Raw genomic sequence first — 14,119 nt, 5'->3', positions numbered from 1 at the left:
GTCAGTCTGCCGTAACCAGGTGCGGCTGTGCGGCGCGACGGGCCAGCACGACGCCGCGGCCCGCTCGATTCAGGGCGAGCATGATCAGGATCGCGCCCACCGAGGCCACGACATCTGCGCCGAGGTGCTTGGCACCGATATCGACGCCGATCCGGACCGCGAGCAGTACCAGCCACAGGGCCGAGCCGAGCCAGCCGGTGCGCGCCTGCCATCCATCACCTGTTCGGCGGACCTGGGACAGCGCGCCCATGGCGAGTCCGACCGCGATGCTCAGTACGGCCGACACCGCCAGCAGGACGACCGCGACAGCGCTGATGCCCGCCGCCGGGATCGCGGATTTCAGTTGAACGAATCCGACTACGCCCAGGATGATGGGGCCGCGCCACATGCGCATCGGGTCCAGGTCCTGCCAGCGGGTCTGGCGGAGCATGATCCAGCCGACCACCAGCACGATGATCGCGCCTTCGACTACCGCGTTCTGCAAGTTCATGATTCGAGCGTCGGTCAGAAGCGGGTCGCGTCCCACCACCCCGGGGTGGAGTGCGGGTGGAAATCCAGGGATTTAGTAGTGGTGACCAAAATTCGAGTGACGGGGTGCGGCGCGCGCCGTACGGTCTTGGGTCATGAGTAGTAGTCCCAGGGAAATGGCGGTGCGGAACGAGGAGATCGCGGACGCGGGCGGTTATCGGACGGCAGATGGCGTCGAGGTCGATATTCGCGCGACGCTGGCGGCGGCGCGGGCCGGAACCGTTTCGTACGCACCGGAAGACGCCGTCGCCGGGGGCGAACGCGGAAGTTTCGCCGGGCGGCCCGAAGTCACCGATGAGGGCAGTATCGATGCGGCCCGGCGGTTGTTCGAGAGTGGCGGGCGATCGGTCGGGGTGCTGAATTTCGCATCGGCACGGAATCCGGGCGGTGGGTATCTGCGTGGGGCGCGGGCACAGGAGGAGGATCTGTGCCGCAGTGCGCTGCTGTACCGATGCCTGCTGGAGGCACCGGATTATTATGCGGCGCATCGTGATTCGACGGATCTGCGATACAGCGATCGGGTGATCTTCTCGCCCGGTGTGCCGGTTATTCGCGATCGGCGCGGTGAGTTGCGCACGGATCCGTACCCAGTTTCGTTCCTGACCTCGCCCGCACCGAATGCCGGTCAGCTGAATCTGCGTTCGGAACAATCCGTTTCGGTGCGCGAGGTGCTGAATACGCGTGCGGACAAGGTCCTTGCCGTCGCGGCGCGGCATGGCATCCGTGATCTGGTGCTCGGCGCGTGGGGTTGCGGGGTCTTCCGCAATGATCCCGCGGAGGTCGCCGCCGCATTCGCCCATGCGCTCGATATCCACGGCGCGGCCTTCGACCGGGTGGTGTTCGCCGTCTGGGATCGGGCCGCCGTCTCCGCCAATCGCACCGCGTTCGAGGACAGATTCCTCTCCCCCACAAGACAATCGGGCTAGAAAGACAATGGCTGACAACTTCGAGATCAGGGCCGATTACGACCGCGACAGCATCGTCGTCTATCAGGCATTCCGGGAACAGATCGCCGCGCCCGCTGTAGCGGCGCAGCGGTTCGTGCCGCCGTTCTCCACCAATCGCATGACCTGGATCAAACCGTCGTTCCGATGGCTGATGCATCGGAGCAACTGGGCGCGCAAGCCCGGGCAGGAATGCATTCTCGCGGTGCGGATTTCGCGGGCCGGTTGGGAGGAGGCATTGGGACAGGCGGTGCTCACGGGTCATGACCGGCGGGTGTACGCCGACTCGACGGCTTGGCGAAAAGCGTTCTCGCACGCGGTGGTTCACGTGCAGTGGGATCCGGAGTACTCCTTGCGGGCCGCCAAGCTCGACCATCGCAGTATTCAGGTCGGACTGTCGCGGCACATTATCGATCGCTATGTCGACGAGTGGACCGTGGAGATCCGCGATCTGACGCCGCTGGTGCACAAGATGTCGGCCCATTTGCGCGCGGGTCACGTCGATCGTGCCAAGGCGCTACTGCCGCCGGAACGGCCGTATCCGCTGGACGCCGAGCTGGCACACCGAATCGGAGTGCACTGACCGCCGCGTGAGATCCGGCGAAAGCGCCACCGTGCGGGCGTGCGCCGATTACCCTGCGAAACGCTTTCATTTCAGTTTCGACGTGGGTCGCGACAGTCGTCAGGTTTCGTGCTGGCGGATCCGCCGGAAGGACCCTGCTGTATGCGTAAATCCCTGTGGGTCAATGGCATTGCCCTCACCGCCGCCGCGCTCATGAGCGCCGCCGGACCCGCCTCGGCCACCGTGTCCGACACCATGGGCTACGACTCCACCTTCAAGGTCGGCGTCGATATCAAGCCCGGCGTCTACACCACGACCACCGCCGCCACCATCTGCGCCTGGGCGCGGCTCTCGGCCATCACCGACGATCTCAGCGCGGTGCTGGAGAGCGGCGGCGCGATCAACGGCAAGGTCACCGTCGAGATCAAGTCCGGCGATATCGCGTTCTTCACCACCGGTTGCGGTACCTGGAAGTTGCAGACCACCACCAATATCTCCACCGGGTCCGGCGGCAGCGGATCCGGCACCGGCTCGTCCTAGGCTGCCCGCCGTGTCCACCCCCGGGTGGACACGGTCCGGCCCCGAGGTGGTGGTCGCGACGGCGGTCCGGGAGCACGCTGAAACGCATGGTCATCATTCATCTACTGCCGAATTTCGCGGGCTGGAGCCTGCAGGCGGTCGGGATCGTCTGGCTCGTCACCGCCGTCTGGTTCGCGGCGCAACGCCGGGACACGGTACGCGGCAAACTCTGGCATTTCGCCCGCACCCTGCTCCCCGAACCCTGGATGATCATCGGCCTGGCCGCCCTGATCATCATCCTGAACCTGCTCCCCACCTCGATCTGGCACCCGATCAGCTGGCACAACCCCGCCCTGGTCGAATTCGGATCGATCCTGGTGATCGCCTCGTCCGCCCTCATGATCTGGGCACGACTGGCCCTGGGCAATATGTGGGCCGGACGCCCGATGATCCAGCAGGAACACGAATTACGCACCGGCGGCCCCTACCAGCTCGTACGACACCCGATCTACACCGGCATCCTCGGCGTCATGTTCGGCCTCACCCTCATGGCCGGATTCGGCCCCTCCACAGTGACTTTCGCCTTCGTCCTGGCCTGGCTGATCCACCGAGTCCACGAGGAAGACCGCATCCTGATCAACACCTTCGGCAACGACTACCGCACCTACCAACAACAGGTCAACGCCCTGATCCCCCTGCCCCACCGCATGATTCACCAGTGAGGCTGACGAACGACGTGAAAATGCCGACGGGGCCGGACATCTGGTGATGTCCGGCCCCATCGGGGGGTGTAGCGACCGTTACGGGAGGGGGCCGCCGGCGGCGATGGCTGAGAGGGTGGCGAATTCGTCGCCCTTCAGGGAGGCGCCGCCTACGAGGGCTCCGTCGATATCGGTTTGGCTGATCAGTTCGCCTACGTTCTTGGCGTTGACCGAGCCGCCGTAGAGGACTCGGACTCCGGCTGCCACTTCGGGATTCGCCAGGTCGGCGAGTTCCTTGCGGATGGCGCCGCAGACCTCTTGGGCGTCGGCGGGGGTGGCCACCTTGCCGGTGCCGATGGCCCAGACGGGCTCGTAGGCGATGACGACCTTGGAGATTTCCTCGGCGGTCAGGCCCTTGAGAGAACCGCGGAGCTGTTCGAGGTTGTACTCGACGTGGGTCTTGGATTCGCGGACGCCCAGGCCCTCACCGATGCAGACGATCGGGGTGATGCCGTATTTGAGCGCCTGCTTGGCCTTGGCCAGCACCGTCGCGTCATCTTCCAGGTGGTACTGGCGACGCTCGGAGTGACCGACGACCACGTAGGTGCAACCCAGTTTGGCCAGCATGGAACCGCTGATCTCGCCGGTGTAGGCACCCTCGTCATGGGTCGAAACATCCTGCGCGCCATAGGTGAGCAGGAGGCGATCGCCCTCGATGAGGGTTTGCACGCTGCGCAGATCGGTGAACGGCGGGATCACCGTGACATCGACCTTCGCGAAGTACTTCTCGGGCAGGGCGAAAGCGATCTTCTGCACCAGAGCGATGGACTCCAGGTGGTTCAGATTCATCTTCCAGTTGCCCGCGATAAGAGGCTTACGTGCCATTGCTCAGTCCTCCAGTACCGCGATGCCGGGGAGTTCCTTGCCCTCCAGGTACTCCAGCGACGCGCCGCCACCGGTGGAGATATGCGAGAAACCCTCATCGGGCAGGCCGAGGGTGCGCACGGCCGCGGCCGAATCGCCGCCACCGACCACGGTGAACGCGCCCTTACCGGTGGCGACCACGATCGCCTCGGCAACGCCGCGGGTACCGGCCGCGAACTTCTCGAACTCGAACACGCCCATGGGCCCGTTCCAGAACACCGTCTTGGCCTCGGTCAGCAGTGCGCCGAACCGATCGGTGGACTCCGGACCGATGTCCAGACCCATCCAGCCTTCGGGAATCTCGTTGGCGGGCACCACCTTCGACTCCGCGTCGGCGGCGAACTTATCCGCAACCACGATATCGCGCGGCAGGTGGATCACATCGGCGTACTTGTCGAGCAGACCCTTGCAGGTGTCGATCATCTCTTCCTGCAGCAGCGAACCGCCGACCGGAAGTCCTTGCGCCGCAAGGAAGGTGAAGCACATGCCGCCACCGATGACCAGCGTGTCGACCTTCGGCGCGAGCGCCTCGATGACAGCCAGCTTGTCGGACACCTTGGAACCGCCGAGCACGACCGCGTACGGGCGCTCCGCGTTCTCGGTGAGCTTCTTCAGTACTTCGGTCTCAGCCGCGACCAACCCGCCCGCGTAATGCGGAAGCAGCTTGGCCACATCGAAAACCGACGCCTGCTTGCGGTGCACGACACCGAAACCGTCGGAGACGAACGCGCCGTCATCGCCGACCAGCTCGACCAGCGCCGCGGCCAGCTTGGCCCGCTGCGCATCGTCCTTGCTGGTCTCACGCGCGTCGAAGCGAATGTTCTCCAGCAGCAACACATCACCGTCGGTGAGGCCCTCGGACCGCGCGAGCGCGTCCTGCCCCACCACATCACCGGCGAGCTGCACATTGCGGCCCAGCTCTTCGGCCAGACGCGCCGCCACGGGAGCGAGCGAGAGCTTCGGATCCGGCTCACCCTTCGGGCGGCCCAGATGCGCGGTCACAACCACTTTCGCGCCCGCCTCGGCGAGCGCCTTGATGGTCGGAGCCGACGCGATGATGCGGCCCGGATCGGTGATTACACCGTTGTCGTCGAGGGGAACGTTCAGGTCGGAGCGCACGAGCACGCCCCGACCCTCGACACCCTCGCTCAGCAGATCCTGGAGTGTCTTGATCGCCATCGCGCTTACAGGGACTTGCCGACGAGACCGATGAGGTCGGCCAGGCGGTTGGAGTAGCCCCACTCGTTGTCGTACCACGAGGCGACCTTGACCTGGTTGTCGATGACCTGGGTCAGCGGCGCGTCGTAGATGGAGGAGTGCGGATCGGTCACGATGTCGGTGGAGACGATCGGATCGGTGTTGTACTTCAGGATGCCCTTGAGCGGCCCGTCGGCGGCGGCCTTCATGGCGGCGTTGATCTCATCGACGGTCGCGGCCTTCTTCAGCACGACGGTCAGGTCGGTGAGCGAACCGGTCGGAACCGGCACGCGCAGCGCGTAACCGTTGAGCTTGCCCTGCAGTTCGGGGAGCACGAGGCCGATGGCCTTGGCGGCGCCGGTGCCGGTGGGCACGATGTTCAGCGCGGCGGCGCGGGCGCGACGCAGATCCTTGTGCGGGGCGTCCTGCAGGTTCTGGTCCTGGGTGTACGCGTGCACGGTGGTCATGAGGCCGTGCTCGATACCGAAGGAATCGTTGAGCACCTTGGCAATCGGACCCAGGCAGTTGGTGGTGCACGACGCGTTGGAGATGATGTTCTGCGAACCGTCGTACTTGTCATCGTTCACGCCCATCACGATGGTGATGTCCTCACCCGAGGCGGGGGCGGAGATGATGACCTTCTTGGCGCCGGCGGACAGGTGACCCTTCGCCTTGGCGGAGTCGGTGAAGATACCGGTGGACTCGACGACCACGTCGACACCCAGTTCGGCCCACGGCAGGGCGGACGGGCCCTCCTTGATGGCGAGCGCCTTGATGCGCTGCTCACCGACGACGATGAAGTCACCGTCGACCGAGACGTCCTGCGGCAGGCGACCCAGGATGGAGTCGTACTTCAGCAGCGTCGCCAGGGTCTGGATGTCGGTCAGGTCGTTCACCGCGACAATCTCGATGTCGGTGGTGCCGAGGGCCTTCAGCGCCTCTACGGCCCGGAAGAAGTTACGTCCGATGCGGCCGAAGCCGTTGATACCTACCCGGACAGTCACGTTATCGCTCCTCAGTTGTGTCGCGGAACTTATTCTGTTGCACCCCTCACCCTAGACCGTCACGAGGATGTAACGGACAGGCCCCTCTCACGGCCGTAGGGCCCGGTGTGAGCAGGTGGCACAGTCCATACGGAACGGTCTGCGAGGGTGCACTGAAACACCGATGGCACCGCACCCTTTTCGAGGTGCAGCGCCATCGGATCATTATGTCCGATTTCAGGACATGATCACGCCTCTTCCAACAACTCCGCGGTAACAGCGGATTCGGTGTCCGGTATGCCAAGTTCCTTGGCGCGCCGGTCAGCCATCGACAGCAAGCGTCGAATACGGCCTGCCACAGCGTCTTTCGTCATCGGCGGATCGGCCAGCTGGCCGAGCTCCTCCAGCGACGCCTGCCGGTGCAGCACACGCAGTTTGCCCGCGGCGGCCAAATGATCCGGCACATCGTCGGCCAATATCTCCAGCGCGCGTTCCACGCGGGCGGCGGCGGCAACCGCGGCCCGGGCCGAACGACGCAGGTTCGCGTCGTCGAAGTTCGCGAGCCGGTTGGCCGTTGCCCGGACCTCGCGGCGCATGCGCCGTTCCTCCCAGGTGAGCCGGGTGTCCTGCGCGCCCATCCGGGTGAGCAGGGCGCCGATGGCCTCGCCGTCGCGTACCACGACGCGATCGGTGCCGCGCACTTCGCGTGCTTTGGCCGAAATGCCCATGCGGCGAGCCGCACCGACCAGGGCCAGCGCGGCCTCCGGTCCGGGGCAGCTGACCTCCAGCGCGGAGGAGCGGCCCGGTTCGGTGAGCGAACCGTGCGCGAGAAACGCTCCGCGCCAGGCGGCTTCGGCATCACCGATGCTGCCGCCGACCACCTGGGCGGGTAGACCCCGCACCGGGCGACCGCGCACATCGAGTAGGCCGGTCTGACGCGCCAGCGCCTCGCCTTCCTTGGAAACCCGTACCACGTACCGGGAGGTTTTCCGGAGTCCGCCCGCACCCAGGACGTGCACATCGGAGCCGTATCCATACAGCTCGAAGATCTCGCGTCGCAGTCGGCGTGCGATGGAACCCATGTCCACCTCAGCCTCAACGATCACGCGACCACCGACGATGTGCAATCCACCGGCGAACCGCAGTAGCGCGGACAGTTCCGCCTTGCGCGAGCTCACCTGAGAAATGGTGAGCCGGCTCAGCTCGTCCTTCACTTCCGCTGTCATCGCCACGAGACGCGCTCCTTTCCACCCAACCCGGTGCGCACATGTTGGCCCATATGCCGTCCTTCGACTCGAAGCCCTGCTGATTCCGGCCGAGGTTGCCGGATCACCTGATCCAGTGCGGCGGCAAGCTTTCCGGGGTGGTGCCGGTCTGTCCCGGCCTCGGCGACATCAGCGAAGGTTACTCGTGCTCGCAGCTGTTCGGCAGCTCTTGCCACATGTTCGCGCTCCCTACCCTCGGGTACGGATCCGGAATCCACCAAAACATGGTCGACCGTGAAATCCGGTGCGTGCTGGGACAATACATGGAGATGCCGTTCTGCGGAGAATCCGGCCGTTTCGCCCGGTTCCGCAGCTAGGTTGAGCACCAACACTTTCCGCGCCCGAGTGTGCAGTAGAGCTTCGTGCAAATCGGGCACGAGTACGTGTGGAATCACGCTCGTGAACCAGCTGCCGGGGCCCAGCACCACCACGTCCGCATGCTCGATTGCCGAGGTAGCCTCGGTGCACGCGGGCGGATCCGACGGAATCAGCCGCACCCGCCGCACCTTGCCCGGCGTGGTCGCCACGGCCACCTGACCTCGAATGCAACGGCTCACCCGGGGGTCGCCCTCCAGGCCCGCGACATCGGCTTCGATGGTCAGCGCGATCGGCGACATGGGTAGCACGCGACCGGTGATCCGCAGGATCCTGCCCGCTTCGTCAAGGGCCGCAACGGGATCCCCGAGCTCCTCGGTGAGGCCCGCCAGGATCAGGTTGCCGACCGAATGCCCGGCCAGCGCGCCGGAGCCGCCGAAGCGATGCTGGAGCGTCCGCGCCCATACCCCGTCGGACTCTTCGGCCAAGGCCGCCAACGCCATTCGCAGATCACCCGGCGGTAGCATGCCGAGTTCCGCCCGTAGCCGCCCGGAGGACCCGCCGTCATCGGCGACCGTCACCACCGCCGTGATCTTGCGGGTCAGCCGCCGCACCGCCGTCAGCGTCGCGTACAGACCGTGTCCGCCACCCAGCGCGACGATCGCGGGGTTGGCGCCCCGGCTCGCCGCGGTGTCGGTGTCGCGCGCACTCATTCCCGCCCCAAATCCCGATGAACCACGCGAACAACGTCCCCCGATCCGTTGTTCGCGCCGGCGCCGAGTAGTTCACCCAGGGCCTCCGCTATTGCCACACTGCGGTGCTTACCGCCGGTGCAGCCCACTGCCACGGTCATGTATCGCTTCCCCTCTTGGCGGTAGCCCTCGGTGGTGAGATCGATGAGGTGGCGGCCGGTACCCAGATAATCCTGGGCACCCGGACGTGACAGCACGTACTCACTGACCGGGGCATCCTGTCCGGTCTGTTCGCGGAGTTCCGGGACCCAATGCGGATTGGGCAGGAAACGCAAATCCAACACCATATCGGCGTCCAGTGGTACTCCGTACTTGAAACCGAACGATTGGATTGTTAATTGGAGGGCGGTGGGGGTGGCCCCGCCGTAGGCCTCTTCCAGCTTTCGGTGCAGCTGATGAATCGATAGCGCGGTGGTGTCGATAACCAGGTCGGCCGCGGTCTTCACCGAGGAAAGCCGCGCCCGCTCGGCCGCGATGCCCGCGGTCAGCGTGCCGTCGGCGCTCTCGCTCTGCAGCGGATGGCGCCGCCGGGCGAACCCGTAACGACGGATCAGGACATCGTCGGAGGCCTCCAGGAAGAGAATGCGGGTGGGCACGCCCGCGGCGCGCAATTGTTCGGTGACCGCCGAGAGATTTCCGGTGAAGAACCTGCTGCGCACATCCATGACCATGGCGAGCTTGCGAATCGGCGGATCGGCGCTCTCGCCGAGTTCGACCAGGCGGCCGATCAACTCGGGCGGCAGATTATCGGCCACGTAGTAGCCCAAATCCTCGAGCACCTTCGCAGCGGTACCACGCCCCGCTCCGGATAAACCGGTGACGATGACCACCTCCACCGGTTGCTCACCGATCTCGGTCGTACTGCTGGATTCTGCGACCGCATTGCTGCTGGCTTCGACGCGCGTCATGTCCTACCGGGTTCGTCTCTGAGGGTCCCTCGATCATCCTGCACCGATACCCGATTGCCGCGCAGGCGCACGCTCGAGGAGAGACACAGATGTAATTCTCCCTCCCGACCTGCACAGTCGGCGTGTCGCGCGACTCGCTCTCGGCGTGTCGCGCCACTGACCGGGGATGAACTAGTCGGTATGCAAAGCAGCGAGCACTGCCTTGGCCGTAGCCATCCCGATGCCCGGGACCTCGGTGATCTGCTCCACCGTAGCCTCCTTCAGCTTCGCGACCGATCCGAAGTGCGTCACCAGCGCCGTTTTCCGGGTTTCCCCCAGGCCCGGCACGGTATCGAGCACCGAGGCGGTCATCCGGCGCGAACGTTTGCTGCGATGGAAGGTGATGGCGAAACGGTGTGCCTCATCGCGCACGCGCTGCAGCAGATAGAGCGCCTCACTGGTGCGCGGCATGATGACCGGATCGGGTTCGTTCGGCACCCAGACCTCTTCCAGGCGCTTGGCCAGGCCGATGACCGCGACATCGGTGATGCCCAGTTCGTCCAGGATCTCGGCGGCGGCGTTCACCTGCGGCGCACCGCCGTCGACCACGTACAGGTTGGGTGGATAGGCGAATCGGCGCGGTTTACCGGTCTTCGGGTCGATGCCGGGCAGGCCGGGTTCCATTGCGTCCGAATCGGATTCGGCGAGCTCGGCGGCTTCGGCGGCATCCAGATCGCGGCGCAGTTTGGCGAAGCGGCGGCGCGTGACCTCGGCGATGCTGGCCACATCGTCGGAGCGGCCGTCACCGGCGGCCTCCTTGATGGCGTAGTGCCGATACTCGGACTTGCGGGCCAGGCCGTCCTCGAAGACGACCAGTGAGGCCACCACATCGGTGCCCTGCACGTGGCTGATATCGACACATTCGATGCGCAGCGGTGCGCTGTCCAGATCCAGGGCGTCCTGGATCTCCTGGAGCGCGGCCGAGCGGGCGGTGAGATCGCCTGCGCGCCTTAGCTTGTGCTGTTGCAGCGCCTCCTGCGCGTTGCGCTGCACGGTCTCGGCGAGAGCCTTCTTATCGCCGCGCTGCGGGATGCGCAGCTGTACGGCCGAACCGCGCAGGGTGGAGAGCCACTGCTGCACCTGTTCCGCGTCCCGGGGCAGGGCGGGGACCAGGACTTCGCGCGGCACCACATTGCCGGGCTGTTCCTCACCCGTCTGCTCGGCGAGGGTGGACTGCTCACCGTAGAACTGGGTGAGGAACTGTTCGACCAGGGCGGGCAGTTCACCGCCCGATTCGACCTCGTCGATGGCATCGCCGGATTTGTCGACCACCCAGCCGCGCTGACCGCGCACGCGGCCGTTGCGGACGTGGAAGATCTGCACGGCGACTTCCAATTCGTCTATGGCGAAGTCGATTACGTCCGCATCGGTGCCGGTGCCGAGCACCACGGCCTGCTTCTCCAACGCGCGGCGCAGCGCCTGGACGTCATCGCGCAGGCGTGCGGCGGTCTCGAAATCGAGCTCCTCGGAGGCGGCGTGCATCCGCTTCTCCAGCTCCTTGACCAATCGGTCGGTCTTACCGGAGAGGAAGTCGCAGAAGTCCTCGACGATCTGCCGATGCTCATCGGCGCTCACCCGGCCGACGCACGGCGCGGAGCATTTGTCGATATAGCCGAGCAGGCAGGGACGGCCGATCTGGTTGTGCCGCTTGAAGACTCCGGCCGAACAGGTGCGCACCGGGAAGACCCGCAGCAGCAGATCGAGGGTTTCGCGGATCGCCCACGCGTGCGCGTACGGGCCGAAGTACCGCACGCCCTTCTTGCGCGCGCCGCGATAGACGAATACCCGCGGATACTCCTCGTTGAGGCTGACCGCGAGCACCGGATACGACTTGTCGTCCCGGTAGCGGACATTGAAGCGCGGATCGAATTCCTTGATCCAGTTGTATTCCAGCTGTAGCGCTTCGACCTCGGTGGAGACGACGGTCCACTCCACGCTGGCGGCGGTGGTGACCATCTGGCGGGTGCGCGGATGCAATCCGGAGATATCGGCGAAGTACGAGTTCAGCCTGCTGCGCAGGCTTTTCGCCTTACCGACGTAGATGACCCGCTTGTGGACATCCCGGAACTTGTAGACGCCGGGCTCAACAGGAATGGTCCCCGGCGCGGGCCGGTACGTCGCGGGATCTGGCACGCACCCAGATTAACGAGCCCCTCCGACAGCTCCCCCGCGCCCATCACACGACCAATCCGGCGAACGCGACACGACACTCATGTAGGACGCGCCACGCCGGAAGACTCATCCGCGGGCACGACGGCTCCGAAGGTACGGGCAAGATCACCGAACTGCCTGATCAGCGAACCCAGAGGAGAGCAGAACCATGATTCGCCTTCGCCGCCGGCGCCGGTCGCTCGCGATAGGGGCCGCACTGACCCTGGCCGCCGCCGCGCTGGTCGGGGTCTCCGTACCGGCGGCCGCCGAGTCCGCGGACGGCACCATATTCGTGTACGGCGACTACCTGATTCACGAATCGACCGTCGTGATCTGCGGCGGTCCGGTGCTCACCGCGCCCGCGCCCCTGCTCGTCGCATAACCGCGCCACGCCGACTGCTCGCGCGCGTACTCCCACGTACCGCCGCCGACTGAGGCCAGTATGGGTGCGCACTGTCATCGGACCAGCTGTCCACGCAACAACGGGAGAGTATTGAAGATGAACCGTCCCCATCTCCGTTCGCTCGCCACCGGCTCGGCCCTGAGCCTGGGCGCGGCGGCCCTGGTCACCCTGGGCGCACCGGCCACGCAGGCCGACGCGCCCTGCCGGATCGACCGCACCCTCGACACCGCGACCTACACCTGCCCGGAGGGCATGTGGTACGCCGCCGTCGTCGAATGCCTCGGCACCCGCCAGGTCGGCCACGGGTTCCAGTCCCCGACGTACATCGTCGGCGACTCACCGCGCCCCATGATTCCCATGACCATCGAATGCAATGGCGAGGGCAAGCAGGGCATCGTGTTGAACGCCTATACGGACGGGCCGTTCTGACGCTCGGTTAGCCGTCGCACCCCTCTGCGCCGAAACATGTTGCGGCGCAGAGGGTGTGGATCCCGGCCAAAAACGTGCCGGGATGACGAGCGGCGTCACGCCGGCAAGCCCTCACCCTGCCATACCGACTTACCAGCTTGCCGTCATCCCGGCGTGCTTGTGGCCGGGATCCACACTCATTACGTGCTCACGCGGACTCGACCGGCCTTGGACAGGGCGGTGGCGAGGTCGCCTCGGGTGCCGATTTCCAGGGTGTCGAGTTCGAGCCAGTCGGCCATTTCGCGAAGTGCCGCAGCGAGTTCCACCGCTACGCGGGTACGGTCGTGGCCCGGTTCGAGGAATGCGCCTGGGACGCGAAGGATTCCGGTGGTGCGGTCGGCGCGCAGGTCCACGCGGGCGACTATTTCGCCGTCCAGCAGGAATGGGAAGACGTAGTAGCCGTGCACGCGTTTGTGCTCGGGGGTGTAGATCTCGATGCGGTAGTGGAAGTCGAAGAGGCGTTCGGTGCGGGCGCGGAAGAAGATCAGCGGGTCGAAGGGGCACAGTAGGGCCGGGCCGGTGATCCGGCGCGGGATGCGGGCCGCGGTGTGCAGGTACGCGGGCTTGTCCCAGCCTTCGACGGCGACCTGTTCGAGTTCACCCGCGTCGATGAGGTCGGCGATGGCGGGCTCGGTCTGGGTGCGCTTGAGGCGGTAGTAGTCCCGCAGGTCGGTTTCGGTGGCGATGCCGTGCGCGGCGGCCGAGCGGCGGACGAGTTCGCGGACGGCGTCGGGCTCGTCGATCTCGCGGGCGCAGACCTCGGCGGGCAGGACGCGTTCGGTCAGGTCGTAATGACGTTGGAAGGCAACGCGTTTGGGGACCGAGAGCTCACCGGAGGCGAAGAGCTGTTCGCATACCACCTTGGTCTCGCTGTAGTTCCAGCCCCAATTGTCCTTGGCGCGTGGCCGATCCAGCTCCAGATGCTTCTCGATCTCACCGGCGGTGCTGGGACCGAATTCGCGCAGCACGCTCTGTACCTCGTCGGCCAGCTTCTCATCGCGGTGGCGACCCAGGCCCGCCCAGCGGCCGTGCCGGTATTTGATCATGCGCCAGCGCATGAGCGGCCAATCCTCGACCGGGAGCAGCGCGGCCTCGTGCGCCCAGTATTCGACCAGTTTGCGCGGCCGCCGCGCGGTATCGCTCCAGGCCATCTCATCCAATAGCGCCCGGTCATACGCGCCGATGCGACTGAACACCGGTGCGTAGTGCGCGCGCACCACCGCCGAGACCGAATCGATCTGTAGCAGTTTGGTGGTGTCCAGCACCTTGGCCAGCGTGCGGCGGGTGGGCGGACCGCTCGGGCGGGCGGCGGCGAAGCCCTGTGCGCCCAGGGCAATGCGACGCGCCGCAGCGACGGTCAGAGCAGCAGATCCATTGGAGGAAATCGGCACAGTAGAACAATGCCACGCCGCACCGACAGATCAGTTCGATACACTCGTGTATCGAACTTCTACAACCCT

Annotated in this window: 15 protein-coding genes; 6 read left to right on the top strand and 9 right to left on the bottom strand. The window is 65.8% G+C overall.

Annotation, left to right across the window (positions count from 1 at the left end):
• Position 1 precedes the first annotated feature (1 nt).
• A complete protein-coding gene (locus tag ACFC4D_RS08975) occupies positions 2 to 490 on the bottom strand; it encodes a hypothetical protein (protein ID WP_376062303.1) in 489 nt (162 codons plus the stop codon).
• Positions 491 to 623: 133 nt separating this feature from the next.
• On the opposite strand from ACFC4D_RS08975, the gene ACFC4D_RS08970 reads away from it, so the two are divergent.
• The 4 genes from ACFC4D_RS08970 to ACFC4D_RS08955 all read left to right on the top strand — a co-directional run bounded on the left by ACFC4D_RS08970 (position 624) and on the right by ACFC4D_RS08955 (position 3,275).
• Positions 624 to 1,454: a TIGR02452 family protein gene (locus ACFC4D_RS08970; protein ID WP_376062302.1), complete on the top strand. Its 831-nt coding sequence runs from the start codon at positions 624 to 626 to the stop codon at positions 1,452 to 1,454.
• 7 nt (positions 1,455 to 1,461) lie between these two features.
• On the top strand, positions 1,462 to 2,055 hold the full coding sequence (locus tag ACFC4D_RS08965; protein ID WP_376062301.1) for a DUF4291 domain-containing protein: 594 nt from the start codon (positions 1,462 to 1,464) through the stop codon (positions 2,053 to 2,055).
• 141 nt (positions 2,056 to 2,196) lie between these two features.
• Entirely contained in the window at positions 2,197 to 2,574 is a 378-nt protein-coding gene (locus ACFC4D_RS08960) for a hypothetical protein (RefSeq protein WP_375953356.1), read from the top strand.
• An 86-nt stretch (positions 2,575 to 2,660) separates the two neighbouring features.
• Positions 2,661 to 3,275 (top strand): methyltransferase family protein, encoded by a 615-nt coding sequence (locus ACFC4D_RS08955; RefSeq protein WP_376062300.1) that lies wholly within the window; start codon positions 2,661 to 2,663, stop codon positions 3,273 to 3,275.
• Positions 3,276 to 3,353: 78 nt separating this feature from the next.
• Here ACFC4D_RS08955 and tpiA read toward each other — a convergent pair whose 3' ends face one another.
• The 7 genes from tpiA to uvrC form a co-directional block, all read right to left on the bottom strand.
• Positions 3,354 to 4,139, bottom strand: coding sequence for a triose-phosphate isomerase (tpiA, locus tag ACFC4D_RS08950; RefSeq protein ID WP_364632571.1), 786 nt, complete (start codon positions 4,137 to 4,139; stop codon positions 3,354 to 3,356).
• A gap of 3 nt (positions 4,140 to 4,142) precedes the next feature.
• On the bottom strand, positions 4,143 to 5,357 hold the full coding sequence (locus ACFC4D_RS08945; protein WP_376062299.1) for a phosphoglycerate kinase: 1,215 nt from the start codon (positions 5,355 to 5,357) through the stop codon (positions 4,143 to 4,145).
• A 5-nt stretch (positions 5,358 to 5,362) separates the two neighbouring features.
• Complete coding sequence (gene gap, locus ACFC4D_RS08940; RefSeq protein WP_364632567.1) at positions 5,363 to 6,379, bottom strand: type I glyceraldehyde-3-phosphate dehydrogenase; 1,017 nt, start codon at positions 6,377 to 6,379, stop codon at positions 5,363 to 5,365.
• 227 nt (positions 6,380 to 6,606) lie between these two features.
• Positions 6,607 to 7,590, bottom strand: a complete 984-nt coding sequence (gene whiA / locus ACFC4D_RS08935; RefSeq protein ID WP_364632565.1) for a DNA-binding protein WhiA — start codon at positions 7,588 to 7,590, stop codon at positions 6,607 to 6,609.
• Positions 7,581 to 8,651, bottom strand: a complete 1,071-nt coding sequence (yvcK, locus tag ACFC4D_RS08930; RefSeq protein WP_375953362.1) for a uridine diphosphate-N-acetylglucosamine-binding protein YvcK — start codon at positions 8,649 to 8,651, stop codon at positions 7,581 to 7,583. Before yvcK ends, whiA begins: the two co-directional genes overlap by 10 nt.
• Complete coding sequence (rapZ, locus tag ACFC4D_RS08925; RefSeq protein WP_375953364.1) at positions 8,648 to 9,598, bottom strand: RNase adapter RapZ; 951 nt, start codon at positions 9,596 to 9,598, stop codon at positions 8,648 to 8,650. The genes yvcK and rapZ overlap by 4 nt, the downstream gene beginning before the upstream one ends.
• 171 nt (positions 9,599 to 9,769) lie before the next feature.
• Positions 9,770 to 11,770 carry an excinuclease ABC subunit UvrC gene (uvrC, locus tag ACFC4D_RS08920; protein ID WP_364632559.1) on the bottom strand — a complete coding sequence of 667 codons (2,001 nt, stop codon included), beginning with the start codon at positions 11,768 to 11,770 and terminating at the stop codon, positions 9,770 to 9,772.
• Between the two features lie 187 nt (positions 11,771 to 11,957).
• Here uvrC and ACFC4D_RS08915 point away from each other — a divergent pair, with 187 nt between their 5' ends.
• On the top strand, positions 11,958 to 12,170 hold the full coding sequence (locus tag ACFC4D_RS08915; protein WP_375953368.1) for a hypothetical protein: 213 nt from the start codon (positions 11,958 to 11,960) through the stop codon (positions 12,168 to 12,170).
• A gap of 117 nt (positions 12,171 to 12,287) precedes the next feature.
• A complete protein-coding gene (locus ACFC4D_RS08910; protein WP_364632555.1) occupies positions 12,288 to 12,620 on the top strand; it encodes a hypothetical protein in 333 nt (110 codons plus the stop codon).
• 179 nt (positions 12,621 to 12,799) lie between these two features.
• Here ACFC4D_RS08910 and ACFC4D_RS08905 read toward each other — a convergent pair whose 3' ends face one another.
• On the bottom strand, positions 12,800 to 14,050 hold the full coding sequence (locus ACFC4D_RS08905; RefSeq protein ID WP_376062298.1) for a winged helix-turn-helix domain-containing protein: 1,251 nt from the start codon (positions 14,048 to 14,050) through the stop codon (positions 12,800 to 12,802).
• Between the last annotated feature and the right edge of the window lie 69 nt (positions 14,051 to 14,119).

Source organism: Nocardia sp. NPDC056000 (genome assembly GCF_042269265.1).
Classification (GTDB): Bacteria; Actinomycetota; Actinomycetes; order Mycobacteriales; family Mycobacteriaceae; genus Nocardia.
The sequence above is the reverse complement of the archived record's forward strand: the minus strand, read 5'-3'. Positions and strand labels throughout refer to the sequence as shown.

Bases quoted from the DNA above. Each gene is read 5' to 3' on its own strand.
- ACFC4D_RS08960 (WP_375953356.1), top strand. From the start codon at position 2,197: ATGCGTAAATCCCTGTGGGTCAATGGCATTGCCCTCACCGCCGCCGCG.
- ACFC4D_RS08955 (WP_376062300.1), top strand. From the start codon at position 2,661: ATGGTCATCATTCATCTACTGCCGAATTTCGCGGGCTGGAGCCTGCAG.
- rapZ (WP_375953364.1), bottom strand. From the start codon at position 9,598: ATGACGCGCGTCGAAGCCAGCAGCAATGCGGTCGCAGAATCCAGCAGT.
- ACFC4D_RS08965 (WP_376062301.1), top strand. From the start codon at position 1,462: ATGGCTGACAACTTCGAGATCAGGGCCGATTACGACCGCGACAGCATC.
- yvcK (WP_375953362.1), bottom strand. From the start codon at position 8,651: ATGAGTGCGCGCGACACCGACACCGCGGCGAGCCGGGGCGCCAACCCC.
- ACFC4D_RS08970 (WP_376062302.1), top strand. From the start codon at position 624: ATGAGTAGTAGTCCCAGGGAAATGGCGGTGCGGAACGAGGAGATCGCG.
- ACFC4D_RS08945 (WP_376062299.1), bottom strand. From the start codon at position 5,357: ATGGCGATCAAGACACTCCAGGATCTGCTGAGCGAGGGTGTCGAGGGT.
- ACFC4D_RS08975 (WP_376062303.1), bottom strand. From the start codon at position 490: ATGAACTTGCAGAACGCGGTAGTCGAAGGCGCGATCATCGTGCTGGTG.
- ACFC4D_RS08915 (WP_375953368.1), top strand. From the start codon at position 11,958: ATGATTCGCCTTCGCCGCCGGCGCCGGTCGCTCGCGATAGGGGCCGCA.
- ACFC4D_RS08910 (WP_364632555.1), top strand. From the start codon at position 12,288: ATGAACCGTCCCCATCTCCGTTCGCTCGCCACCGGCTCGGCCCTGAGC.
- tpiA (WP_364632571.1), bottom strand. From the start codon at position 4,139: ATGGCACGTAAGCCTCTTATCGCGGGCAACTGGAAGATGAATCTGAAC.